The following is a 19,346-nucleotide window of genomic DNA, read 5'->3' on the forward strand; positions in this document are numbered from 1 at the left end:
GCTTCATGCCGCACTGCAACATCGCCGTGCCGCCAACATGGGGAATGATATGCGCCGTCTTCTGCTGCTCGCTTCCGCCAGCCTGTTGCCTGCCCTGCCTGCCTTTGCCGCCGAAGCCGATCAGATGGCCGAATCGATCGGCGAGGAAATCGTGGTGACGGCGCAAAAGTCCGAGCAGAAACTGAACGACGTGCCGATCACCATCACCGCCTACACCGGGCGTAGCTTGCGCGAGATCGGCGTTACACAGTTCGATCAGCTTGCCGCCTATGTGCCCGGCCTGAACGTGCAGGAACAATCGCCCAACAACCCCGGCTTCGTGATCCGCGGCATCACATCTGACACCGGCTCCTCGCAAGGCTCTCCGGCCGTCACCGTCTATCTCAACGGCGTCGATGTCTCGCGGTCGCGTGGTTCCTACTTCGATCTTTATGATCTGGAACGCGTCGAAGTGGTGAAGGGCCCGCAGTCCACCCTTTTCGGCACCGCCGCTGCTGTGGGGGTGGTCAGCGTCATCACCGCCAAGCCCAAGCCCGGTTTCTCCGGCGAAGTGCGCGTGGGCTACGGCAATTATGATCAGCGCCGCATCGATGGCCATGTGAACATCGGCAACGACATCATCGCACTGCGCGTCGCTGGTGCCATGAAGCTGCGCGACGGCGTGGTGGAAAATATCGCCGGCCGCCCCGGCTCGCAAACGCCGAATGGCCCGCGCGTCGATGATCTGAACGGCCAGGGCCAATATGGCGCCCGCGTTTCGCTGCGCTTCACGCCCACGCCCGATCTCACCGCCGATCTGGTTGCCACCTATGATGGCCAGCGCGCGCCGGGCACCGCCTTCTCGTCGGGCACGTTCGCGCCCACCGGCGGCACCACCAGCCCCTACAGCTTCAAGGAAGCCGCCGGTTCACCGTTCAGCGCCGCCGTGCTGGGCGCCGATCAGCCCAGCCTGACGCGCAACGTGTATGACGTGAACCTGAGCGTGAACGCCAAGTTCAGCGACGCCTGGAGCTTCACCACCATCGCCGGCTACCGCAACTTCGACAGCAACGAAGTGTTCGACGCCGATGGCACCCAGGCCTGGTATCTGGAATTTGCCGAAGATGCGCGCGGCGAACAGATGAGCTTTGAAGGCCGCTTCAACTACGAAAGTGAGAAACTGCGCGGCTTCTTCGGGGCCAATTATTTCTGGGAAACCGGCTTCCAAAGCGTGCCGTTCAGTTCCGAAGAAGGCATTTTCCTGCAGTGCGCGGCGCGATTGGTGCCGGGCCTGGCCTGCATCAACAATGCCACAGGTGTGGTGGAAGCCGCCCGCGCCACCGCGATCCTCACCGGCGGGGCAGCCACCGTGCTGCCCTATTCCGCCGAACTGTTCCGCAACTCGGCTGAAATCAGCACCTTCAGCGCCTTTGCCGACGTGACGGTGATCCCGGTGCCGCGCCTGGAAATCAATCTGGGCGGCCGTTACCTGAGTGAAGATCGCGACAGCGGCATTTCGACCCGCATTCCCAATTCGGTGATCACCCGCGGCCCGCTGATTGCCGGCGGCGTCAACACCAATGGTGAAGTGCTTGGTGCCTCACGTCGCTTTGATGCCTTCCTGCCGCGCGCCAACATCCTGTTCCGTGTGACCGACAATGTGAACCTGTACGCCACCTATTCGCGTGGTCGCCGCTCGCCGGTGGTGCAGGTCAATGCCGGCCGCGTGGCGGGCGTGCTCACCCCCAACGTGCGCGTGTTCCCGGCCGAACTGCTCGACAATTACGAAGCCGGCGTTAAGGGCACGCTTGGCAAGCTCAACTTCAGCGTTGGCGCCTACATCATCAAGTACAAGGACTTCCAGATCTCGGTGCCGCAGCAGGGCGCGCCGGCGCTGATCGTCAATGCCGATGCCAGCAACAAGGGCGTGGAAGCCGAATTCGCCCTGAACCTGTCGGACAATGTGCGGCTGTTCGCCAACGGCGCCTATATCGATGCCCGGGTGAACAATGATCCGCGTTTCGGCAATTTTGCTGGCGATCGCTTCCGCCTGCAATCGGAATGGCAGGGATCGGCAGGCGCCAATTTCCGCCTGCCATTGGGTGACAAGATCGAACTGTTTGCCAACCCCAACGTCACCCACCGTTCCAGCGTCTTCTTCGAACTGCCCAACAACCCGGTAACCAGCCAGGGTCCGGTCACGCTGATCAACCTGCGCGCCGGCGTACGGGATCAAAAGGGCAAGTGGGAAGTCATCGGTTTCGCCAACAATCTGTTCGATCAGGAATATCTGCTCGACGGCGGCAACACCGGCGGCGCCTTCGGCATCCCCACCTTCATCCGCGGTCTGCCGCGCTTGTTTGGCGTGGAAGCGGTTGCACGCTTCTGATGCGTACGGGGCGGGTGGTGTGGTTGGGGGGCGCCTCCCCTTGCCCCACTTCCCGCCCCGGTCTATCGCGATTGCATGAGCGAAGCTGCAATCAGCCTGCGTGGCCTGACCAAGACCTATGCCGGCGGCAAGCAGGCGCTGAAGGGCATTGATCTCGATATCCCGCGTGGTTCCATCTTCGGCCTGCTTGGCCCCAACGGCGCTGGCAAATCCACCACGATCAATATCCTCGCCGGCCTGGTGAACAAAACCGCTGGCAGCGCCCGCATCTGGGGCTTCGACATCGACGAGCATCCGCGCAACGCCAAGGCCAGCATCGGCATCGTGCCGCAGGAACTGGTGTTCGATGCCTTCTTCACGCCGTTTGAAACGCTGGAATTGCAGGCCGGCCTGTTCGGCGTGCCCAAGGCCAAGCGCCGGACGATGGAATTGCTGAAGGCGGTGCGGCTGGACGACAAGGCGCATGTCTATTCGCGCACCCTTTCGGGCGGGATGAAGCGCCGGCTGCTGGTGGCAAAGGCGCTGGTGCACAACCCGCCGGTGCTGGTGCTGGATGAACCGACGGCAGGCGTTGATATCGAGCTGCGGCAATTGCTGTGGGATTATGTGCGTGAACTGCACAGCATGGGCACCACCATCGTGCTGACCACCCATTATCTCGAAGAAGCCGAAAGCCTGTGCGATCGCATCGCCATCATCAATCATGGGCAGGTGGTTGCCAACGACGAAACATCGAAACTGCTTGGCACCACCGGTGACAAGGTCCTGGAAGTGGTGGTGGACCGCGAGCTTGCCGCCGTGCCGCCGGCGCTTGTCGGCTGCAAGGCGGTGGAGCTGAAGGGCCCGCGGACGCTGGTCATCACCTATGACAAGCGTAGCAACAATGCCGGCGCCGTGCTGGCAATGGTGGGTGCTGCCGGGCTGGGCGTGGTGGAGGTTTCCACCCGCGAAGCCGATCTGGAAGATGTGTTCCTGGAGCTGACAAGTGGCAAAAGCGCCGCCGCCTGAGGCTCGCCATTTCGATGCCATCGTGGTTGGTTCCGGTGCGGCCGGGCTGACGGCGGCATTGCACCTGGCCGAACATGGCACGGTGGCCGTGCTGGCCAAGGGCGATCTCGCCGATGGTTCCACGGCCTGGGCACAGGGCGGGATCGCCGCCGTGCTGGATGCCGGCGATACGGTTGCGGCACATGTGGAAGACACGATGGTAGCCGGTGCCGGGCTCAACCACCGCCCCACGGTTGAATATGTCGCCAGCAATGCATCGGCCGCGATCGACCGGCTGGCGGAATTGGGCGTGCCGTTCAATCCCGGCGAGACCGTGTCCGAACGCTGGCACCTCACGCGCGAAGGCGGCCACAGCCATCGCCGCATCGTGCATGTCGATGATGCCACTGGCTGGGCGGTTTCACAGGCGCTGATCAAGGCGGCGCAGGCGCATCCCAACATCACCTTGGTGCCGCACATGGCCGCGGTCGATCTGATCACTCATCGCCACGTGCTGCACGAACGCTTCCCACAGCGGCGCTGCCACGGCGTCTATGCGCTGGATGTGAAGAAGCGGCATGTCGTGCGCTTTGTCGCGCCGGCCACGGTTCTGGCCACCGGCGGGGCGAGCCGCGTCTATCTTTATTCTACCAACCCCGATGGCGCGACAGGCGACGGCATCGCCATGGCGTGGCGGGCGGGGTGCAGGGTATCGAACATGGAATTCAATCAGTTCCACCCGACCTGCCTTTATCACCCCGAGGTGCGCAATTTCCTGATCACCGAGGCGGCGCGCGGCGAAGGCGGCCACCTGAAACTGCCCGACGGCAGCCGCTTCATGGCGCGTTATGACGACCGGCTGGAACTCGCCCCGCGTGACGTGGTGGCACGGGCCATCGATGCCGAGATGAAGCGGCTTGGCATCCCACATGTACTGCTCGATCTCACTCATCTGGGTGCGGACTTCGTGCGTGCCCATTTCCCCACCATCCATGCCCGACTGCTAGAGCTGGATATCGATTGCACGCAGGTGCCGATCCCGGTGGTGCCGGCGGCGCATTACAGCTGCGGGGGCGTGATGGTGACACTGGATGGCCGCACCGATCTGGCCGGTCTGTGGGCGGCCGGCGAGGTGACCCAGAGTGGGCTGCACGGCGCCAATCGGCTGGCGTCGAATTCGCTGCTGGAATGCCTGGTGTTCGGTCAGGCCGTGGCTGACGACATTGCCGCGCAAACCGCCCAGAACTCGCCGCGGGTAAAGCCCTGGGATGAAAGCCGGGTGACCGACAGCGACGAGGAAGTGGTAATCGCCCACAATTGGGACGAACTGCGTCGCACCATGTGGGATTATGTCGGCATCGTGCGCACCGATAAAAGGCTGGAGCGCGCCGCCCACCGGGTGAAAAATTTGCGCAAGGAAGTGCAGGATTATTACGGCAATTTCCGCATCACCGCCGATCTGATCGAACTGAGGAACCTCGTGACCGTCGCCGATCTGATCGTGCGTTCCGCCCGCCGCCGCCGCGAAAGCCGCGGGCTGCATTACAGCACCGATTATCCGGCCATGGCCGCCGAAGCGGTGGACACCATCCTTGATCCGATAATGACGCGAGAGGCCTAGGCCGCAGCGCGCCGTGTCAGCGGGAACGGCTGCGGCTGGCCGAACAGCCAGCCCTGGGCGAGATCGCAGCCCAGCCGGGTAAGCAGCTGGCGCTGGGCGTCATTCTCCACCCCTTCAGCCACCACCTGCTTGCCCATCGAATGCGCCAGATCGATGGTGGCGCGCACCACCTGCTGGTTACCGGCCGATTCCGAAAGGCGGCCGATGAAGCTGCGATCAATCTTGACGATGTTGGCCGGCACATCGCGCAGCTGGATCAGGCTTGCATGACCAGTGCCGAAATCATCCAGCGCCACATTCACGCCGGCATCACGCAGGCATTCCAGCGCCTCGATCAGCGCGCCGCCCAGGCCGCTCATCACCACCGATTCCGTCACTTCCACCACCAACGCATGCGGCGGCCCACGGTGGCGGGCCAGTTCATCCAGGATGGCGACGGCAGCGGCCGTGCCCTGCAACTGGCTGCCAACGAAATTGATCGCCATGGTCAGATCCCTGCCGTCGCTCCGCAGCCTGGCCAATTGTTCCAGTGCCGATTTCAACACATGGGCCTGCAACTGGGGCAGCAGCGTTGATTCGCGCAGCACATCGGGGAAATCGCCGGGGGCCAGCAGGCCCAGCCGCGGATGCTGCCAGCGCAGCAGCGCTTCATAGCCAACAAGCGTATCATCCAGCTGCACGACGCGCTGATAATGCAGCAGGAACTGGTTGCCAGCCAGGCCAACGCGGGCTTCCGACAACAGGCGGCTGCGCGCTTCGGCTTCATCGGCCATGCTGCTGTCATAACTGCGCCAGCAGCCGCGGCCCGCCGCCTTGGCCCGGTACAGCGCCAGATCGGCCTGCTTGAAGATGCGGGCCAGAGCCACGCCCTTGTTCTCCGACGAACTGTGGCCAGCGCAGATCGAGATGGTAAGATTATGGCCCGAATGGCGCAGCGGAACACCGGACGACAGCGCGATCATCTGGCGCACGGCCGACAGGCGTTCGCGCGCCGCGCCGGTCAGCAGGATCACGAACTCGTCACCGCCAACCCGGGCGATATTGGCTTCGGGGCCGGCCGCTGCTGTCAGCCGTTCTGCCACCGCCACGATCAGCGCATCGCCCGCATCATGGCCGGCCATGTCGTTCGTCTGCTTCAGGAAATCGATATCGATGGCGATCACGTCGATGCCAGAATTGCGGGTCAGCGGCTGTTCCAGCATGTTCTGGAACAGGGCGCGGTTGCCCAGCCCAGTGAGCGCATCAGTGGTGGCCACCCGGAACAGGGTATCGCGCTCGGCATCGGCGGCATCGGCATCGCGGCGCAGCTGGCGGAAGCGATCAGCAATGGCCAGCGACAGCAGCAGCGATTCCCAGCCGACGGCGGCAAAACCGGCAAGATCGACCAGATCATCTTGCGGCAGCAGGCTGAAGTTGCGGAAGATGCGCAACACCAGCACGGCCAGCGCCGGCAGCCAACCAGCCAGATAATACCAGATCGCCCGGCTGCCGCGCAGCGCCGCAAAGCCCGAGCCAACAGTGAGCGTAAGCGTGACGATGATCAGCGTGATGTTGAGCAGAAGATCGCCCAGCGCTGCTGGAAACAGCGTGTCGAACGCCGCCACTACTGATGCAAGCGCCACGCCCATGCCGGCAAGCTGACCAAAATCGATCAGGCGCTGGGGCAACTTGTCCTTCTCGATCAGCGAGAAGAAGAAGGCGGCGCCAGACACCACCATCAAGCCAAGCAGCAGGTAGAAGGTGCGCACCGCCGCCGGCCCGGCGAGGAACGGGAAGATATTGAGGATCGCGCCCGACCACACCAGCAGATAGCCCAGGCTGCCCGCCAGCCACACGACATACCAGCGCTGGAACCCGGTGCGCAGCCAGGTGAGCAGAAACATGTTGTAGACAAAGGCCGAGAACAACATACCGAGCACAAGGGCGACCTGCACTGTCCAGCGCAGCACATGCGATTCATGGCCGGCGGCATCCATCGCCTTGATGGTGCGCAGCAGGCCCGGCCCGTCCATGTTGCGATAGCCGATCTGGATGGCCGTCACATCAGGGCCCGCCACCGGAATCTGGAAGCGCAGATTATTGCCCATTGTCCAGTTGCGGCTGAGCTCGAACTGGCCACGGCGGATCACCGCCACGCCGCCTTCGTGCACCACCCGAATTTCGATGGCGGTAAAGCGGACATTGTCGATCACCAGGTTCCAGCCCACCGGCATGCGCTGCAGCCGGGCAGGATCAACGGCAAACCACGTCCATTTGCTGGGCATATCCTTGCCCGAACCCGGTGCAATGGGGGTGATGCAGCTGTTGCCCTGGCAGGTCGGAACTTGCCGGTACGCAAGTTGCACGTTCTCAGCTCGCGCTGGTGCCACCCATAGCGCGAAGAACAGCCCCACCACCAATACGATCAGACCCCAAGATCGTTTGGTGAAGGGGGCCAGGCGGCTCATCAGAACCGATGTCGGTCTGCTGCCTTGTCGCAACATTCCGTCCTTTGCTTACCCCTCGTAAGGGACAAACATACGGGAGAAGCCGTTTAGGAACCATTACCGCCTCGTTCTGATGGCGGCTATTGAGGGTGAAATCCAGACAGTTCAGTCCGAATCAGCGCATTAACTGGCGAACATCGACCAGATGCCCCGAAATAGCCGCCGCTGCTGCCATCGCGGGCGACAACAAGTGCGTGCGCGCACCCGGGCCCTGCCGGCCAACGAAATTGCGATTCGAGGTGCTGGCACAGCGCTCGCCGGCCGGCACCTGATCGGGGTTCATGCCCAGGCACATGGAACAGCCCGGCTCACGCCATTCGAAGCCGGCATCAATGAAGATGCGGTCCAACCCTTCGGCTTCGGCCTGGCGCTTCACGAGGCCGGAACCCGGCACCACCAGCGCCTGCCGCACGTTGCCGGCCACCTTGCGGCCGCGCACCACATCGGCAGCCACGCGCAGATCCTCGATGCGGCTGTTGGTGCAGCTGCCGATGAAGATATTCTCTACGGCCACATCTTCCATGCGGGTACCGGGGGCGAGGCCCATATAATCCAGGCTCTTCTGCGCTGCTGCGCGCTTGCCGACATCGGCGAAGCTGGCCGGATCGGGCACCACATCGGTGATGGAGACCACGTCATCCGGGCTGGTACCCCAGGTAACGAGCGGTGCGATGGCGCTGCCGTCGATGGTGATGCGCTTGTCATACGTCGCGCCCGGATCGGTTTTCAGCGTCTTCCACCAGGCCAGCGCTGCCTCCCATGCTGCACCCTTGGGCGCACGAGGGCGGCCTTCAACATAGGTGAAGGTCTTTTCATCCGGCGCAATCAGGCCGGCGCGGGCGCCGGCTTCAATCGCCATGTTGCACAGCGTCATGCGCCCTTCCATGGAGAGCGCCTCGATCACCGGGCCGGTATATTCGATGACATGCCCGGCACCGCCGCCCGAACCCAGCACGCCGCACACGGCCAACGCGACATCCTTGGCGGAGACGGAGAAGCCGAGCTCGCCCGTCACATGCACCTGCAGCGTTTTGGACTGACGCAACAGCAGCGTCTGCGTCGCAAACACATGCTCCACTTCCGAGGTGCCGATACCAAAGGCCAGCGCGCCGAACGCACCATGGGTGGCGGTGTGGCTGTCCCCACAGACCATAGTGACACCCGGCAGGGTAAAGCCCTGTTCCGGGCCGATGACGTGGACGATGCCCTGTTCCGGCGAATCGATGTTGTATAGCTCCACCCCGAAATCGGCGCAGTTCTGCACCAACGCGTCGAGTTGTGCCTTCGACATCGGATCGAGGATCGGCAGCCGGCGATCCGTGGTCGGAACGTTGTGATCGGGCACGGCCAGCGTCAGATCGGGCCGGCGCAACCTGCGGCCAGCAATGCGCAGCGCCTCAAACGCCTGAGGGGTGGTCACTTCATGGATGAGGTGACGATCGATGAAGATCAGCGCGGTGCCGTCATCAAGCGACTGGACGACATGATCGTCCCAGATCTTCTGGTAGAGGGTGCGGGGGGTGCTGCTCATGGGTGCGGCTGTGCCAAGGCCGCGCGCCAAAATCCAGCGGCAAATGACGCGTCAGCCGGCGATCTGCTTCAGGGCGGCAATCAGCGCGTCCACCTCATCCAGCGTGTTGTAGTGGGTGAAGCCCACCCGCACCGCACCGCGATCGCGCAGGCCCAGCACGCCGGCAGGTTCCCATGCGTAATAATAGCCGTTCCACACGAAGATGTTTCGCGCCGCCAGATCGGCCGCGATGGCATCGGCGCTGTGGCCTTCGATCTCGAACGTGAAGGTCGCCACCCGCTCGTGGAGACGGTTGGCGTTGGCAATGCCGTGCAGTGTCACGCCCGGCACCGTGGCGATGCCGGTGAGGAAGCGCCGCATCAATTCCGTCTCATGCGCCTGCGCCGCCGCTAGGCCCGCCACCAGCCGCTGGCGCAGCGATGCATCACCGCCGACCGTGCCCGCAGCAATGCCCAGCCACGCCATATGCTCGATGGCCGCCGTGGTGCCGGCCATGGCCTCGAAACTGGGAGTGCCGGGCATCAGCCGCGTTGGCATCGCGTCCACCGACGGGCGCACTTTCAAGGGCCGGATCAGCCCCTGCATGCGATGCGAGACGAACATGATCCCCAGGTGCGGGCCGAAGAATTTATAGGCCGATGCCGCCATCAGATCGCAGCCGATGGCGGCAACATCCAATGCGATATGCGGGGCAGACTGCACGGCGTCAACGATGCTCACCGCGCCCACGGCGCGCGCGGCGGCGCAGACGGCGGTAACATCGTTGATGGTGCCGAGGAAGTTGCTGGCATGACCCACGGCAACGGCGCGGGTGCGTGCGTCGATCAGATCGGGCAGCGTTTCCAGTTTCAGCGCGAACGTCTCGCGATCCCACTCGATGAAGCGCACTTCCACCCCGCGCGCCTCGGCCGCCTGCAACCAGGGCGAAACATTGGCATCATGATCCATGCGGGTGAGCAGGATATTGTCCCCGGCTTTCCAGTCAGCCGCAATCAGCGGCGCCATCTGGAAGAACAGGCTGGTGGTGTTGAGGCCGAAGATCACTTCATCTTCGGCGCAATTGAAGCAGGCCGCGGCGGCGGCGAGCGCGGCTTCGACGATGGCGCCGGTCGCTACAGACGTGCGGAAGGTGCCGCCATCATTGGCGCAAGCTTCGATCATGGTGCGGCTCATCGCCTCCACGACCCGGCCCGCGACCTGGGTGCCGGCCGGCGCGTCGAGATAGAGGCGCGGGAGCCCATCGTCGGCAAGGGCCAGCGCCGGGAAGGCGACGCGCACGTTGTCCATCGGCAATGTCATGTTCGTCCCCCGCCTGTTGCGGGAGGCTTATTGGCCCAGCGCGTCGATGGCGGCAAGCACCGCTTCGGGTTGCGGGCGCTGGCGGTAATTGGCCTCCATCAGCCGGGCGCGGATCACGCCCCTCTTGTCGATCACATACACCGCCGGCAGCGGCACCCCATGGGCGCGATTACCGGGCGGGTAGGCCGGATCGCGCAACTGCCAGCCATCGATAACCTTGGACTGCGGATCAGACAGCAGCGGCCAGGCCACCTTGCGCTCAGCAGCAAACTTGGCGAGCACGGCTGAATCGTCATACGACAGGCCAACCAGTGCGTAACCGCGACTGTTCAGCCCCGCCGCCGCACTCTCGTTCATGGCGATCAGCTGCGCCTTGCAGAACGGACACCACGATGCCGAGCGGAAGAACATCAGCACCGTGCCTTTGCGGCCGGCGAGCTGCTTCAGCGTCCGGGTTTTGCCCGCAATGTCGGCACCTGAAACTGCGGGAGCCTTGTCTCCTACGGCGGGAAAGGCGACGACCGGCGCTGCGATGACGGAAAGGCCGATGAAGGCGGGGAGAATGCGCATGGAAAGTCTTTCGCATGGCAGCCGGCAAAGGTTGCAGCCCTATTCCTCATCAAGCAGCGGCAGTTGCACCTGATCGGCCGGCGGCAGCAGCCCCAGATGCTTCCAGGCCGGGCCATTCAGCATGCGGCCGCGGGCGGTGCGGGCGATCAGGCCCTGCTGGATCAGGAAGGGCTCGATCACGTCTTCCACCGTGTCGCGCGCTTCCGAAAGGCCGGCGGCGAGCGTTTCAATGCCGACCGGGCCACCGCGATAGATATCGGCGATCATCATCAGGTAACGCCGGTCCATCGCGTCGAGGCCGAGGCGATCGACCTCCAGTCGGCTGAGCGAGGCATCAGCCATCCGGGCGGTGACTTCGGTCTGGCCCGCTGCGGCCGCGAAATCGCGCACGCGGCGCAACAAGCGCCCGGCGATGCGCGGCGTGCCACGGGCCCGCGCCGCAATCTCGCGCGCCGCATCGGCGGTGAGCGGCAATTCGAGCAGCCGCGCAGCGCGGGTGACGACCTGTTCCAGTTCATCGATGGAGTAGAAGTTAAGGCGCAGCGGGATACCGAAACGATCGCGCAGCGGTGTCGTCAACAACCCGGCGCGGGTGGTAGCGCCAACCAGGGTGAACGGCGGCAGATCGATGCGCACGCTGCGCGCCGATGGGCCTTCGCCGATCATGATGTCCAACACCCGGTCTTCCATGGCGGGATAGAGGATTTCCTCCACCGCTGGCGACATGCGGTGGATTTCATCGATGAACAGCACGTCATGCGGTTCGAGATTGGTCAGGATGGCCGCCAGATCGCCGGCCTTGGCGATGACCGGACCTGAGGTTGCACGGAAACCGACGTTCAGTTCGCGCGCCACGATCTGCGCCAGTGTTGTCTTGCCGAGGCCTGGCGGGCCGTGCAGCAGCACATGGTCCATCGCCTCGCCGCGCGACCGGGCGGCGGCAATGAACACACCAAGATTTTCGCGCAGGCCCTGCTGGCCGATGAACTCGTCCAGCCCCTTGGGCCGCAGCGCGGCATCAATATCGTCCGGGCGACGTTGCGGGGTGAGATCGGCGGTCATGCGGGTGGGCGTTCCTTACCGCGCACTTTTCTTCAGCGCCACTCGCACCACGTCATTCAGGGCCGCCCCTTCGCCCAATTCAGCCAGCGCTTCAGAAACCGCGCGGCTGGCGTCCATGGGCCTGAAGCCCAGCGCGGCGAGCGCCGAGACGGCATCCTCCACGACACGCGCGCCGGCCGTCACCGGGAGGGGCGCACCAGCAGCCATCGCGACGCCGCCCAGCTTGCCCTTCAGTTCGTTGGCGATGCGGGCGGCGAGTTTGGGGCCAACTCCGTTGGCACGGGCCAGCGATGCGGAATCACCCGCTGCGACTGCGTGCGCGACCTGATCGGGCGTAAGCACAGAGAGAATGTTGAGCGCCACCCGGCCGCCAACGCCCTGCACCGTGATCAGCGCCCGGAAGGCCGCGAGTTCGGATTCGGAAACGCAGCCGAACAGAGTGATGGCGTCTTCCCGCACCTGGGTTTCGATGTGCAGCGCCACCGGCTGCCCCACCGACAGCGAAGCCAGCATGCGAGTGGAGGCCTGCACCAGATAGCCGACGCCGTTCACATCAACGATCACGCTGTCGGCCGAAACGCTGTCCACCAATCCCTTGAGCCGCGCGATCACAGCAGGCCCTTTCGCAAACTGGCGCCCAGATGCGCGTGGGCAATCGCCACGGCGAGCGCGTCGGCCGCATCGGCCCCCACCACTTTCACGCCTGGCAGCAACCGTTCCACCATCGCCTGCACCTGATCCTTGCTGCCACTGCCCACCCCGGTCAGCGCCTTCTTCACCAGCCTTGTGGCATATTCCGCCACGGGCAGGCCAGCACGCGCCGAACATAGCAGCACGACGCCGCGCGCCTGCCCCAGTTTCAGCGTCGATTGCGGATTGGCGTTGACGAACACCTCCTCCACGGCGGCTTCGGTGGCGCCGTGGTCGCCGATCACCGTCATCAGGCCGTCATGCAGCGCCACCAGCCGTTCGGCCAGCGGCGCGGTGGCCGACGTTTTCACCGTGCCGTGGGCGATGTGGCGCAGGCGATTGCCCTCAGCCACGATCACGCCCCACCCCGTCGCCGCCAAACCGGGATCGAGGCCGAGGATCAGCCTCACGGTTTGCCGGGCGCTCCGTTGGACAGCGTCACGAATGTTTCGCTGCGCAGTTTCCAGCCGGTGGGCGTGGGAACCCACACCGCCAGATATTCGCCGCTGAACCGGCCAGTAAGGCTGCCACCCGACCAATGACCGCGTTCCATCGCGCGCAGCGGCGGGACGGCCACCGTGACCACGTCGGGTGTGCGCACGAAGCCGAGAAAGCCCGGCGTCTTGAAGGCGCGGGCAAAATAATCGGTCATGGCGTCGGCGCCGATAATGGCTTCGCCGCCGGTGCCGGCAATGCCGACATAGCCCTCCCTCAGCGCGGCGCGCACGCCAGCGGCATCGCGGGCGGCGATCGCGGCGTTGTAGGCAGCGCGCGCGGCCTTGATATCGGCAACAGGATCGGCAGCGGCAGGCGTGGCCATGATCATCGCGAGCGCAGCCAGCCCCAGCTTCACAAGCCGGCCATCACGTCGTCGGGCACGTCATAATTGCCCCACACGGTCTGCACGTCGTCATCATCGTCCAGCACGTCGATCAGCTTCATCAGTTGGGCGGCATCGTCGGCGCCAACGGTCACCATCGTGCCGGGCTTCCATGCCAGCTTCGCCTGGCCGCTGTCGCCCAGCACCGGCTCCAGGGCGCGAGCGACGTCGTGCAGATTTTCGATGCTGCACCAGATTTCGTGGCCGTCTTCGCTCGACTGCACATCGTCGGCGCCGGCTTCCAGCGCGGATTCAAACACGGCATCGGCGCTGCCGGCGCTTGCAGGATAGGCAATCAGGCCCAGCCGCTCGAAGCCGTGGCTCACGCTGCCCGACGCACCGAGGTTGCCGCCATTCTTGGCCATGGCGGTGCGCACGTTGGTGGCGGTGCGGTTGCGATTGTCGGTAAGGGATTCGATGATCAGCGACACGCCGCCGGGGCCGAAGCCTTCGTAACGCACTTCCTCATAATTCGCGATGTCACCGCCCTGGGATTTGTCGATGGCGCGCTGGATATTGTCTTTCGGCATGCCTTCCACGCGGGCGGCGACCACGGCTGCGCGCAGGCGCGGGTTGTTGGCTGGATCGGGCATGCCCATCTTCGCCGCCACGGTGATTTCGCGGGAAAGCTTTGAAAACAAGGCGCTGCGCTTTTTATCCTGCGCGCCCTTGCGGTGCATGATGTTCTTGAATTTGCTGTGGCCGGCCATGATCGTTCAACTGGTTGCAGGTGGGATGGCTGCGGCCTTAGCAACCCGCCCGCAAAACGGCAATCAGCCCAGCTTCACGGCGGTACCAACGGCACCCACCATCAGCATCGAATCCGAAGCGCCCAAGGCGGCATAGCTGATCTGCACGCCGATCACGGCATCAGCGCCCAGCGCCAGTGCGCGATCGGCCATTTCGCGCAGCGCTTCCTCGCGGGCACCCTGCATCACTTCTTCATAGGCGCCGGAACGGCCGCCAACGATGTCGCGGATCCCGGCGAAGATGTCGCGGAAGATGTTGGCACCCATGATGGCTTCACCGGCGACGACACCCAGATAGTGCGTGGCCATGCGGCCTTCGACCGTGGGGGTGGTGGTGACGATCAGTTCGGCCATGGCAGCCTCCTTCAGGCCAGAGTGGCCAGTGCCTGCTTCAGCATCACGCCGCACAGATGGGCGCGATATTCGGCACTGGCGTGGATATCGCTGTTGAGATCATCGGCGGCCAACACCAGCCCGGCGGTATCGCTGCCGGCGTTCAGCGCGGCTTCCACGTCCGTCCAGCGGAACACGCCCGTCCCGGCCCCCGTTACCGCCACGCGCCAACCGCCAGCATGGCGGGCGACATAGACACCCACCATCGCATAGCGCGACGCTGGATGGCGGAACTTGGCATAGGATGATTGCTGCGGGATGGCGAAACCCACACGGGTGATGATCTCGCTTTCGGCCAGCGCCGTGGTGAACATGCCCTGGAAGAAGTCGTCCGCCGCAAAGCTGCCGCGATCCGTTTCGATCACCGCATCCAGCGCCAGCGCGGCAGCGGGATAGTCGGCAGCTGGATCATTGTTGGCAATGCTGCCGCCAATTGTGCCGCGGTTCCGCACCTGCGCGTCGCCGATACCGGCGGCGAGGCAAGCAAGGCCCGGAATGACGCTGGCGCCCGTGGCGACATCGGCATGAAGGGTGGTCGCGCCGATCCAAAGGCGATCACCCTCCTTGCTGATGCCGGAAAGTCCAAGACCGGTCAGGTCCACCAATGCATCGGGCATGCGCAGCCGCGATTTCATGGCGGGGATCAGCGTGTGACCACCGGCGAGATAGGCGGCTTCGCCATCGGTGCCGGCAAAGGCGGCCGTGGCAGCCGAAACGCTGGCCGGGCGATGCAGAGCGAAATCACGCATTCTGGGCCTCCATCGCTGCCGCGCCGGCCACGATCGCCTTCACGATGTTGATGTAACCTGTGCAGCGGCACAGATTGCCTTCCAACTCGTGCGTTACCAGTTCCGGCGTCAGCTTCGTGCCGTGCTTGCGCACCATTTCCATGCCGGCCATCACCATGCCCGGCGTGCAGAAACCGCATTGCAGGCCGTGGGCTTCGCGGAAGGCCTGCTGCATCGGGTGCAGCGCGTCGGTGCTGCCCAATCCTTCAATGGTGGTGACCTGCGCGCCCTGCGCTTGTGCAGCCAGCACCGTGCAGGCCTTCACCGCCGCGCCATCGATCAGCACGTTGCAGGCGCCGCACTGGCTGGTGTCGCAGCCGATGTGGGTGCCGGTCAGCCCCAGCTGGTCGCGCAGCACCTCAACCAGCAGGGTGGCGGCGGGTGCCTCCACGCTGTGGTCCTGGCCGTTGATGGTCAGCGTCATCTGCATCGGAGTCCCCCAGTATCGGGCCATTGTGTCTGCAAGCTTAGGGGCGAGGTGGCCCGGCAATCAAGCCCGGCTGGCCATCATCTGCTTCAAGCCCTCGGCCTGTTCAGCAATCGCCTGCGCGCCCAGCGCACTGGCCTTGGCACAGGCCCACCAGGCAGCGAGGCCGGGCTGTGCGGCCACCAGCGCCTTGGTCGGCATCGGGCCATCCAATGCATCAAGGAAGAAGAACAGCGGGATCAGCGCCGCATCGGCCTGGGTGAAGCTGTTGCCATAGGCGAACGCGTCATCGGCGTTGCGATAATGCTCGATGTAGCCCAGCGCCTCGCCCATGCCCTTGAGCGCGTCCGGCACGCCGGCCGGGTTCTCGCGGCCGCGGAACAGACCGCCCAGTTGCGGTACGACATAGCTGTCAGCCAGCCGCACCAGCAACCGCACCATGGTGGCGCCCACGATATCGGCCGGGATCAGCTTGGGACCGGGCAGCGCCAGATCAAGATAATCGGCGATGACCTGGCTTTCCGGCAGCGCCACATCGCCATCGACCAGCAGCGGCATCTTGCCGGTGGGGCAGAGCGCCAGATATTCCGGGCACTTGATACCACCTTCAAAGTTGCCCAGCGTGACCTCGGCACCCTTTGCCCGGCTCACCAGCAACGGCCGCATCACGAACGGCGAGAGCTTGCCCCCATAAAGAATCATCGTTTTTTTCCCGATTACAGGCCGATGGCGGCCCGGTAGGTTTCCAACAGCGCTTCGGCTTCCTGCCGGGCGGCGGTTTCCATTTTCCGCAGCCGCACAAGCGTCTTCATCGTCTTGATGTCGAAACCAGTGCCCTTGGCTTCGGCGTAGACATCCTTGATGTCGTCGGCCATGCCCTTTTTTTCTTCTTCCAGCGTTTCGATGCGCTCGATGAACAGGCGCAGCTGGGTGGCGGACACGCTTTCGGTGCCAGAGATCGTCTCGTCGCTCATTTGGGTCCCTGTCTAAAATTGGTTGCCGCCGGGGTTACCGGACGGCCTCGTTCTTCGCCAGCGATTCGGCCATGCGGTCCATCTGTTCCTGGGTCGCCGGCTGCTGGTGCAGCGCCTTCCACTCGGCCTGGCTCATGCCATAGACATGTGTGCGCCCCTCGTCCTTGCTCAGCGCCAGGCCCCGCTTCTCGGCTTCCTCGTGCAGCCAGTCGCCGAGGCAGTTACGGCAAAAGCCGCTCCAGCCCATCAGGTCGATATTCTGCACGTCAGTGCGCTGACGCAAATGCAGCATCAGGCGGCGAAAGGCTGCGGCTTCAAGCCGTTCCCGCACTGCATCATCGGCAAGGATCGTCATGGCGGTGTCTCTCTCCTGTGGCACTGCGCCGCATCAACCGCTAGGGTAGCGGCAAATCCGAACGACTGGGACGCAGCATGAGCCGACATCTTCAACCAAGGGCCCGCCGGGTCAAGGTGCTGGCCACGTTGGGGCCAGCATCGGCTTCGGAAGAGATGATCAGCAAACTGCATGCGGCCGGTGCCGATGCCTTTCGTGTGAACATGAGCCACGGCAGCCACGAAAGCCAAGGCAAGCTGATCGCTGCGGTGCGCGCTGTCGAAAAGGCCAATGGCCGGCCGATCGCCATCCTTGCCGGTCTGCAAGGGCCGAAATTGCGGGTGGGCCGGGTCGCCGGCGGCGCGGCGGAGTTGGTGAAGGGCCAGGCCTTCCGTTTCGATCGCCACACTGCGCCGGGTGATGCAGCGCACGTTTGCCTCCCGCACAAGGAAATCTTTGCCGCGCTGCGCCCCGGTGCCCGCCTGCTGGTTGACGATGGCAAGATCGTGCTGCGCACCATCGATGTTTCGGAAGACGCCATTGATTGCGTGGTGGAGGTGCCCGGCACCATCAAGGACAACAAGGGCGTCAACGTGCCCGATGTGGTGGTACCGCTGCCGGCGCTGACCCCGAAGGACCGCGCCGATCTCAGCTTTGCGCTCGATTGCGGGGTGGACTGGGTGGCCCTGAGCTTCGTGCAACGCCCCGAAGACGTCGCCGAAGCGCGCCGGCTGATTGGCGGCCGCGCCGCGCTGCTCGCCAAGATCGAGAAGCCGGCGGCGCTGGAACGGCTGGAGGAGATATTGGAAATCGCCGACGCCGTGATGGTGGCGCGCGGGGATCTGGGTGTCGAACTGCCGCCGCAGAATGTGCCGCCCGCCCAGAAACGCATCGTTGCCATGGCGCGCAGTCTGGGCAAGCCGGTGGTGGTGGCAACGCAAATGCTGGAATCGATGATCACCAGCCCCTCCCCCACCCGCGCCGAGGTGTCAGACGTGGCGACCGCCATCTATGACGGCGCCGATGCAGTGATGCTGTCCGCCGAAAGCGCCGCCGGGGCCTGGCCGGTGGAAGCGGTGAGCATGATGGATGCCATCGCTGCCCAGGTGGAGGCCGACCCGAGCTATCATGGCCGCGTGTATTTCACCGAAGTGGCCACCGGCCGTTCAACGGCGGCCGCCATCACGTCGGCCGCTGCCGACATCAGCCGCACCATCGGCGCCCGCGCCATTGCCTGCTTCACCATCTCCGGCTCCACTGCCGGCCGCGCCGCGCGCGAGCGGCCTTCGGTGCCGGTGCTGTGCCTCACGCCCAGCCAGACCACGGCGCGGCGCATGGGCCTGGTAAGGGGTGTGCATGCCGTCACCACCCGCGATGTCGGCAGTTTCGAGGAGATGGTGGCCAAATCCAAGCGCATGGCATTGCGGACGGGTTTGGCCAAAGGTGGCGATCCGCTGGTGCTGATCGCCGGCGTGCCCTTTTCGACGCCCGGCACCACCAACGTCGTCCACGTGGTCCGACTGACGGGGGACGAGCTGAAGAATTATTGAGCCAGCAGGCCCAGCCGCGCCAGTTCCGCCGCCAGCAGTTCGTGGCCGGTGAACAGGTGGCCCACAAAGCCGTTGGCCACGGCTGCCGTCACATTGTCGGCGCGGTCATCGATGAAGATCGCTTCACCGCGGCCAAGGCCGAAACGGCGAAGTGCGAGTTGGTAGATCGCGGCATCCGGTTTGGTCAGCCGCTCTTCGCCTGAAACGATGATGTCGGTGAAATGATCGAACACCGGCCACTCGGCCCGGAACGGTGGCCAGAATTCGTGGCTGAAATTGGTGATGGCAAACAACGGCACGCAGGCCGCGGCCAACTGCTCCACCAGTTCGATCATGCCAGGAATGGCACCGGGTACCGTTTCATTGAAGCGGGGGCCATATTGGCGGATCAGTTCAGCCTCGGCCGGGAAGCGGGCGATGAGTTCGGCGCTGGTTTCCGCAAACGGCCGGCCGGCATCATGCTGGAAATGCCAGGCCGGCGTCACCACCTCAGCCAGGAACCAGTCCAGCCGCGCCGGATCGGGAATCGGCGGCGCATAGAAAGCGCGCACGTTCCAATCCACCAGCACATTGCCGACATCGAACACCACGGCAGTCGGCAAGATTCTGGCCATCACCAACCCCACAAACAGCAAAA

Annotated in this window: 20 protein-coding genes; 4 read left to right on the plus strand and 16 right to left on the minus strand. The window is 64.5% G+C overall.

Annotated features, from left to right (window positions below):
* Positions 1–49 precede the first annotated feature (49 nt).
* From G566_RS0105460 to nadB, 3 genes are all read left to right on the plus strand, one after another.
* Positions 50–2,368, plus strand: coding sequence for a TonB-dependent receptor (locus G566_RS0105460; protein ID WP_022679669.1), 2,319 nt, complete (start codon positions 50–52; stop codon positions 2,366–2,368).
* A 75-nt stretch (positions 2,369–2,443) separates the two neighbouring features.
* Positions 2,444–3,376: an ABC transporter ATP-binding protein gene (locus tag G566_RS0105465; protein ID WP_022679670.1), complete on the plus strand. Its 933-nt coding sequence runs from the start codon at positions 2,444–2,446 to the stop codon at positions 3,374–3,376.
* Positions 3,354–4,976, plus strand: coding sequence for an L-aspartate oxidase (gene nadB, locus G566_RS0105470; RefSeq protein ID WP_022679671.1), 1,623 nt, complete (start codon positions 3,354–3,356; stop codon positions 4,974–4,976). Before G566_RS0105465 ends, nadB begins: the two co-directional genes overlap by 23 nt.
* Here nadB and G566_RS14680 read toward each other — a convergent pair.
* From G566_RS14680 to G566_RS0105545, 15 genes are all read right to left on the minus strand, one after another.
* Complete coding sequence (locus G566_RS14680) at positions 4,973–7,423, minus strand: putative bifunctional diguanylate cyclase/phosphodiesterase (protein WP_022679672.1); 2,451 nt, start codon at positions 7,421–7,423, stop codon at positions 4,973–4,975. The two genes, nadB and G566_RS14680, sit on opposite strands and share 4 nt — an antisense overlap.
* 154 nt (positions 7,424–7,577) lie before the next feature.
* Entirely contained in the window at positions 7,578–8,993 is a 1,416-nt protein-coding gene (gene leuC, locus G566_RS0105480; protein WP_022679673.1) for a 3-isopropylmalate dehydratase large subunit, read from the minus strand.
* Positions 8,994–9,044: 51 nt separating this feature from the next.
* Positions 9,045–10,292: a cysteine desulfurase-like protein gene (locus G566_RS0105485; RefSeq protein ID WP_022679674.1), complete on the minus strand. Its 1,248-nt coding sequence runs from the start codon at positions 10,290–10,292 to the stop codon at positions 9,045–9,047.
* Positions 10,293–10,319: 27 nt separating this feature from the next.
* A complete protein-coding gene (locus tag G566_RS13620) occupies positions 10,320–10,862 on the minus strand; it encodes a peroxiredoxin family protein (RefSeq protein WP_022679675.1) in 543 nt (180 codons plus the stop codon).
* A 39-nt stretch (positions 10,863–10,901) separates the two neighbouring features.
* Positions 10,902–11,924, minus strand: a complete 1,023-nt coding sequence (gene ruvB / locus G566_RS0105495) for a Holliday junction branch migration DNA helicase RuvB (RefSeq protein ID WP_022679676.1) — start codon at positions 11,922–11,924, stop codon at positions 10,902–10,904.
* Between the two features lie 15 nt (positions 11,925–11,939).
* On the minus strand, positions 11,940–12,536 hold the full coding sequence (ruvA, locus tag G566_RS0105500; protein WP_022679677.1) for a Holliday junction branch migration protein RuvA: 597 nt from the start codon (positions 12,534–12,536) through the stop codon (positions 11,940–11,942).
* Complete coding sequence (gene ruvC, locus G566_RS0105505; RefSeq protein ID WP_022679678.1) at positions 12,533–13,024, minus strand: crossover junction endodeoxyribonuclease RuvC; 492 nt, start codon at positions 13,022–13,024, stop codon at positions 12,533–12,535. The genes ruvA and ruvC overlap by 4 nt, the downstream gene beginning before the upstream one ends.
* Entirely contained in the window at positions 13,021–13,434 is a 414-nt protein-coding gene (locus G566_RS14685; protein WP_169522763.1) for a DUF4440 domain-containing protein, read from the minus strand. Before G566_RS14685 ends, ruvC begins: the two co-directional genes overlap by 4 nt.
* A 29-nt stretch (positions 13,435–13,463) precedes the next feature.
* Positions 13,464–14,204 (minus strand): YebC/PmpR family DNA-binding transcriptional regulator, encoded by a 741-nt coding sequence (locus tag G566_RS0105515; RefSeq protein ID WP_022679680.1) that lies wholly within the window; start codon positions 14,202–14,204, stop codon positions 13,464–13,466.
* A 63-nt stretch (positions 14,205–14,267) separates the two neighbouring features.
* The gene (locus G566_RS0105520) at positions 14,268–14,597 is read right to left on the minus strand and encodes a heavy metal-binding domain-containing protein (RefSeq protein WP_022679681.1); all 330 of its coding nucleotides are present in this window, start codon (positions 14,595–14,597) and stop codon (positions 14,268–14,270) included.
* Positions 14,598–14,608: 11 nt separating this feature from the next.
* Positions 14,609–15,385 (minus strand): FAD binding domain-containing protein, encoded by a 777-nt coding sequence (locus G566_RS0105525; RefSeq protein WP_022679682.1) that lies wholly within the window; start codon positions 15,383–15,385, stop codon positions 14,609–14,611.
* On the minus strand, positions 15,378–15,854 hold the full coding sequence (locus tag G566_RS0105530; protein WP_022679683.1) for a (2Fe-2S)-binding protein: 477 nt from the start codon (positions 15,852–15,854) through the stop codon (positions 15,378–15,380). The genes G566_RS0105525 and G566_RS0105530 overlap by 8 nt, the downstream gene beginning before the upstream one ends.
* Positions 15,855–15,914: 60 nt before the next feature.
* Positions 15,915–16,553: a glutathione S-transferase family protein gene (locus G566_RS14690; protein WP_051135951.1), complete on the minus strand. Its 639-nt coding sequence runs from the start codon at positions 16,551–16,553 to the stop codon at positions 15,915–15,917.
* Between the two features lie 14 nt (positions 16,554–16,567).
* A complete protein-coding gene (locus G566_RS0105540; protein WP_029131297.1) occupies positions 16,568–16,825 on the minus strand; it encodes a DUF2312 domain-containing protein in 258 nt (85 codons plus the stop codon).
* Positions 16,826–16,859: 34 nt separating this feature from the next.
* The gene (locus G566_RS0105545; RefSeq protein WP_029131298.1) at positions 16,860–17,180 is read right to left on the minus strand and encodes a DUF1244 domain-containing protein; all 321 of its coding nucleotides are present in this window, start codon (positions 17,178–17,180) and stop codon (positions 16,860–16,862) included.
* Positions 17,181–17,257: 77 nt separating this feature from the next.
* On the opposite strand from G566_RS0105545, the gene pyk reads away from it, so the two are divergent.
* Positions 17,258–18,709, plus strand: a complete 1,452-nt coding sequence (gene pyk, locus G566_RS0105550) for a pyruvate kinase (RefSeq protein ID WP_029131299.1) — start codon at positions 17,258–17,260, stop codon at positions 18,707–18,709.
* Here pyk and G566_RS0105555 read toward each other — a convergent pair.
* The gene (locus tag G566_RS0105555; protein ID WP_022679685.1) at positions 18,703–19,323 is read right to left on the minus strand and encodes an HAD family hydrolase; all 621 of its coding nucleotides are present in this window, start codon (positions 19,321–19,323) and stop codon (positions 18,703–18,705) included. The genes pyk and G566_RS0105555 overlap by 7 nt on opposite strands.
* Positions 19,324–19,346 lie beyond the last annotated feature (23 nt).

Origin of the sequence: Sandarakinorhabdus limnophila DSM 17366, assembly GCF_000420765.1 — a bacterium.
GTDB lineage: Bacteria > Pseudomonadota > Alphaproteobacteria > Sphingomonadales > Sphingomonadaceae > Sandarakinorhabdus > Sandarakinorhabdus limnophila.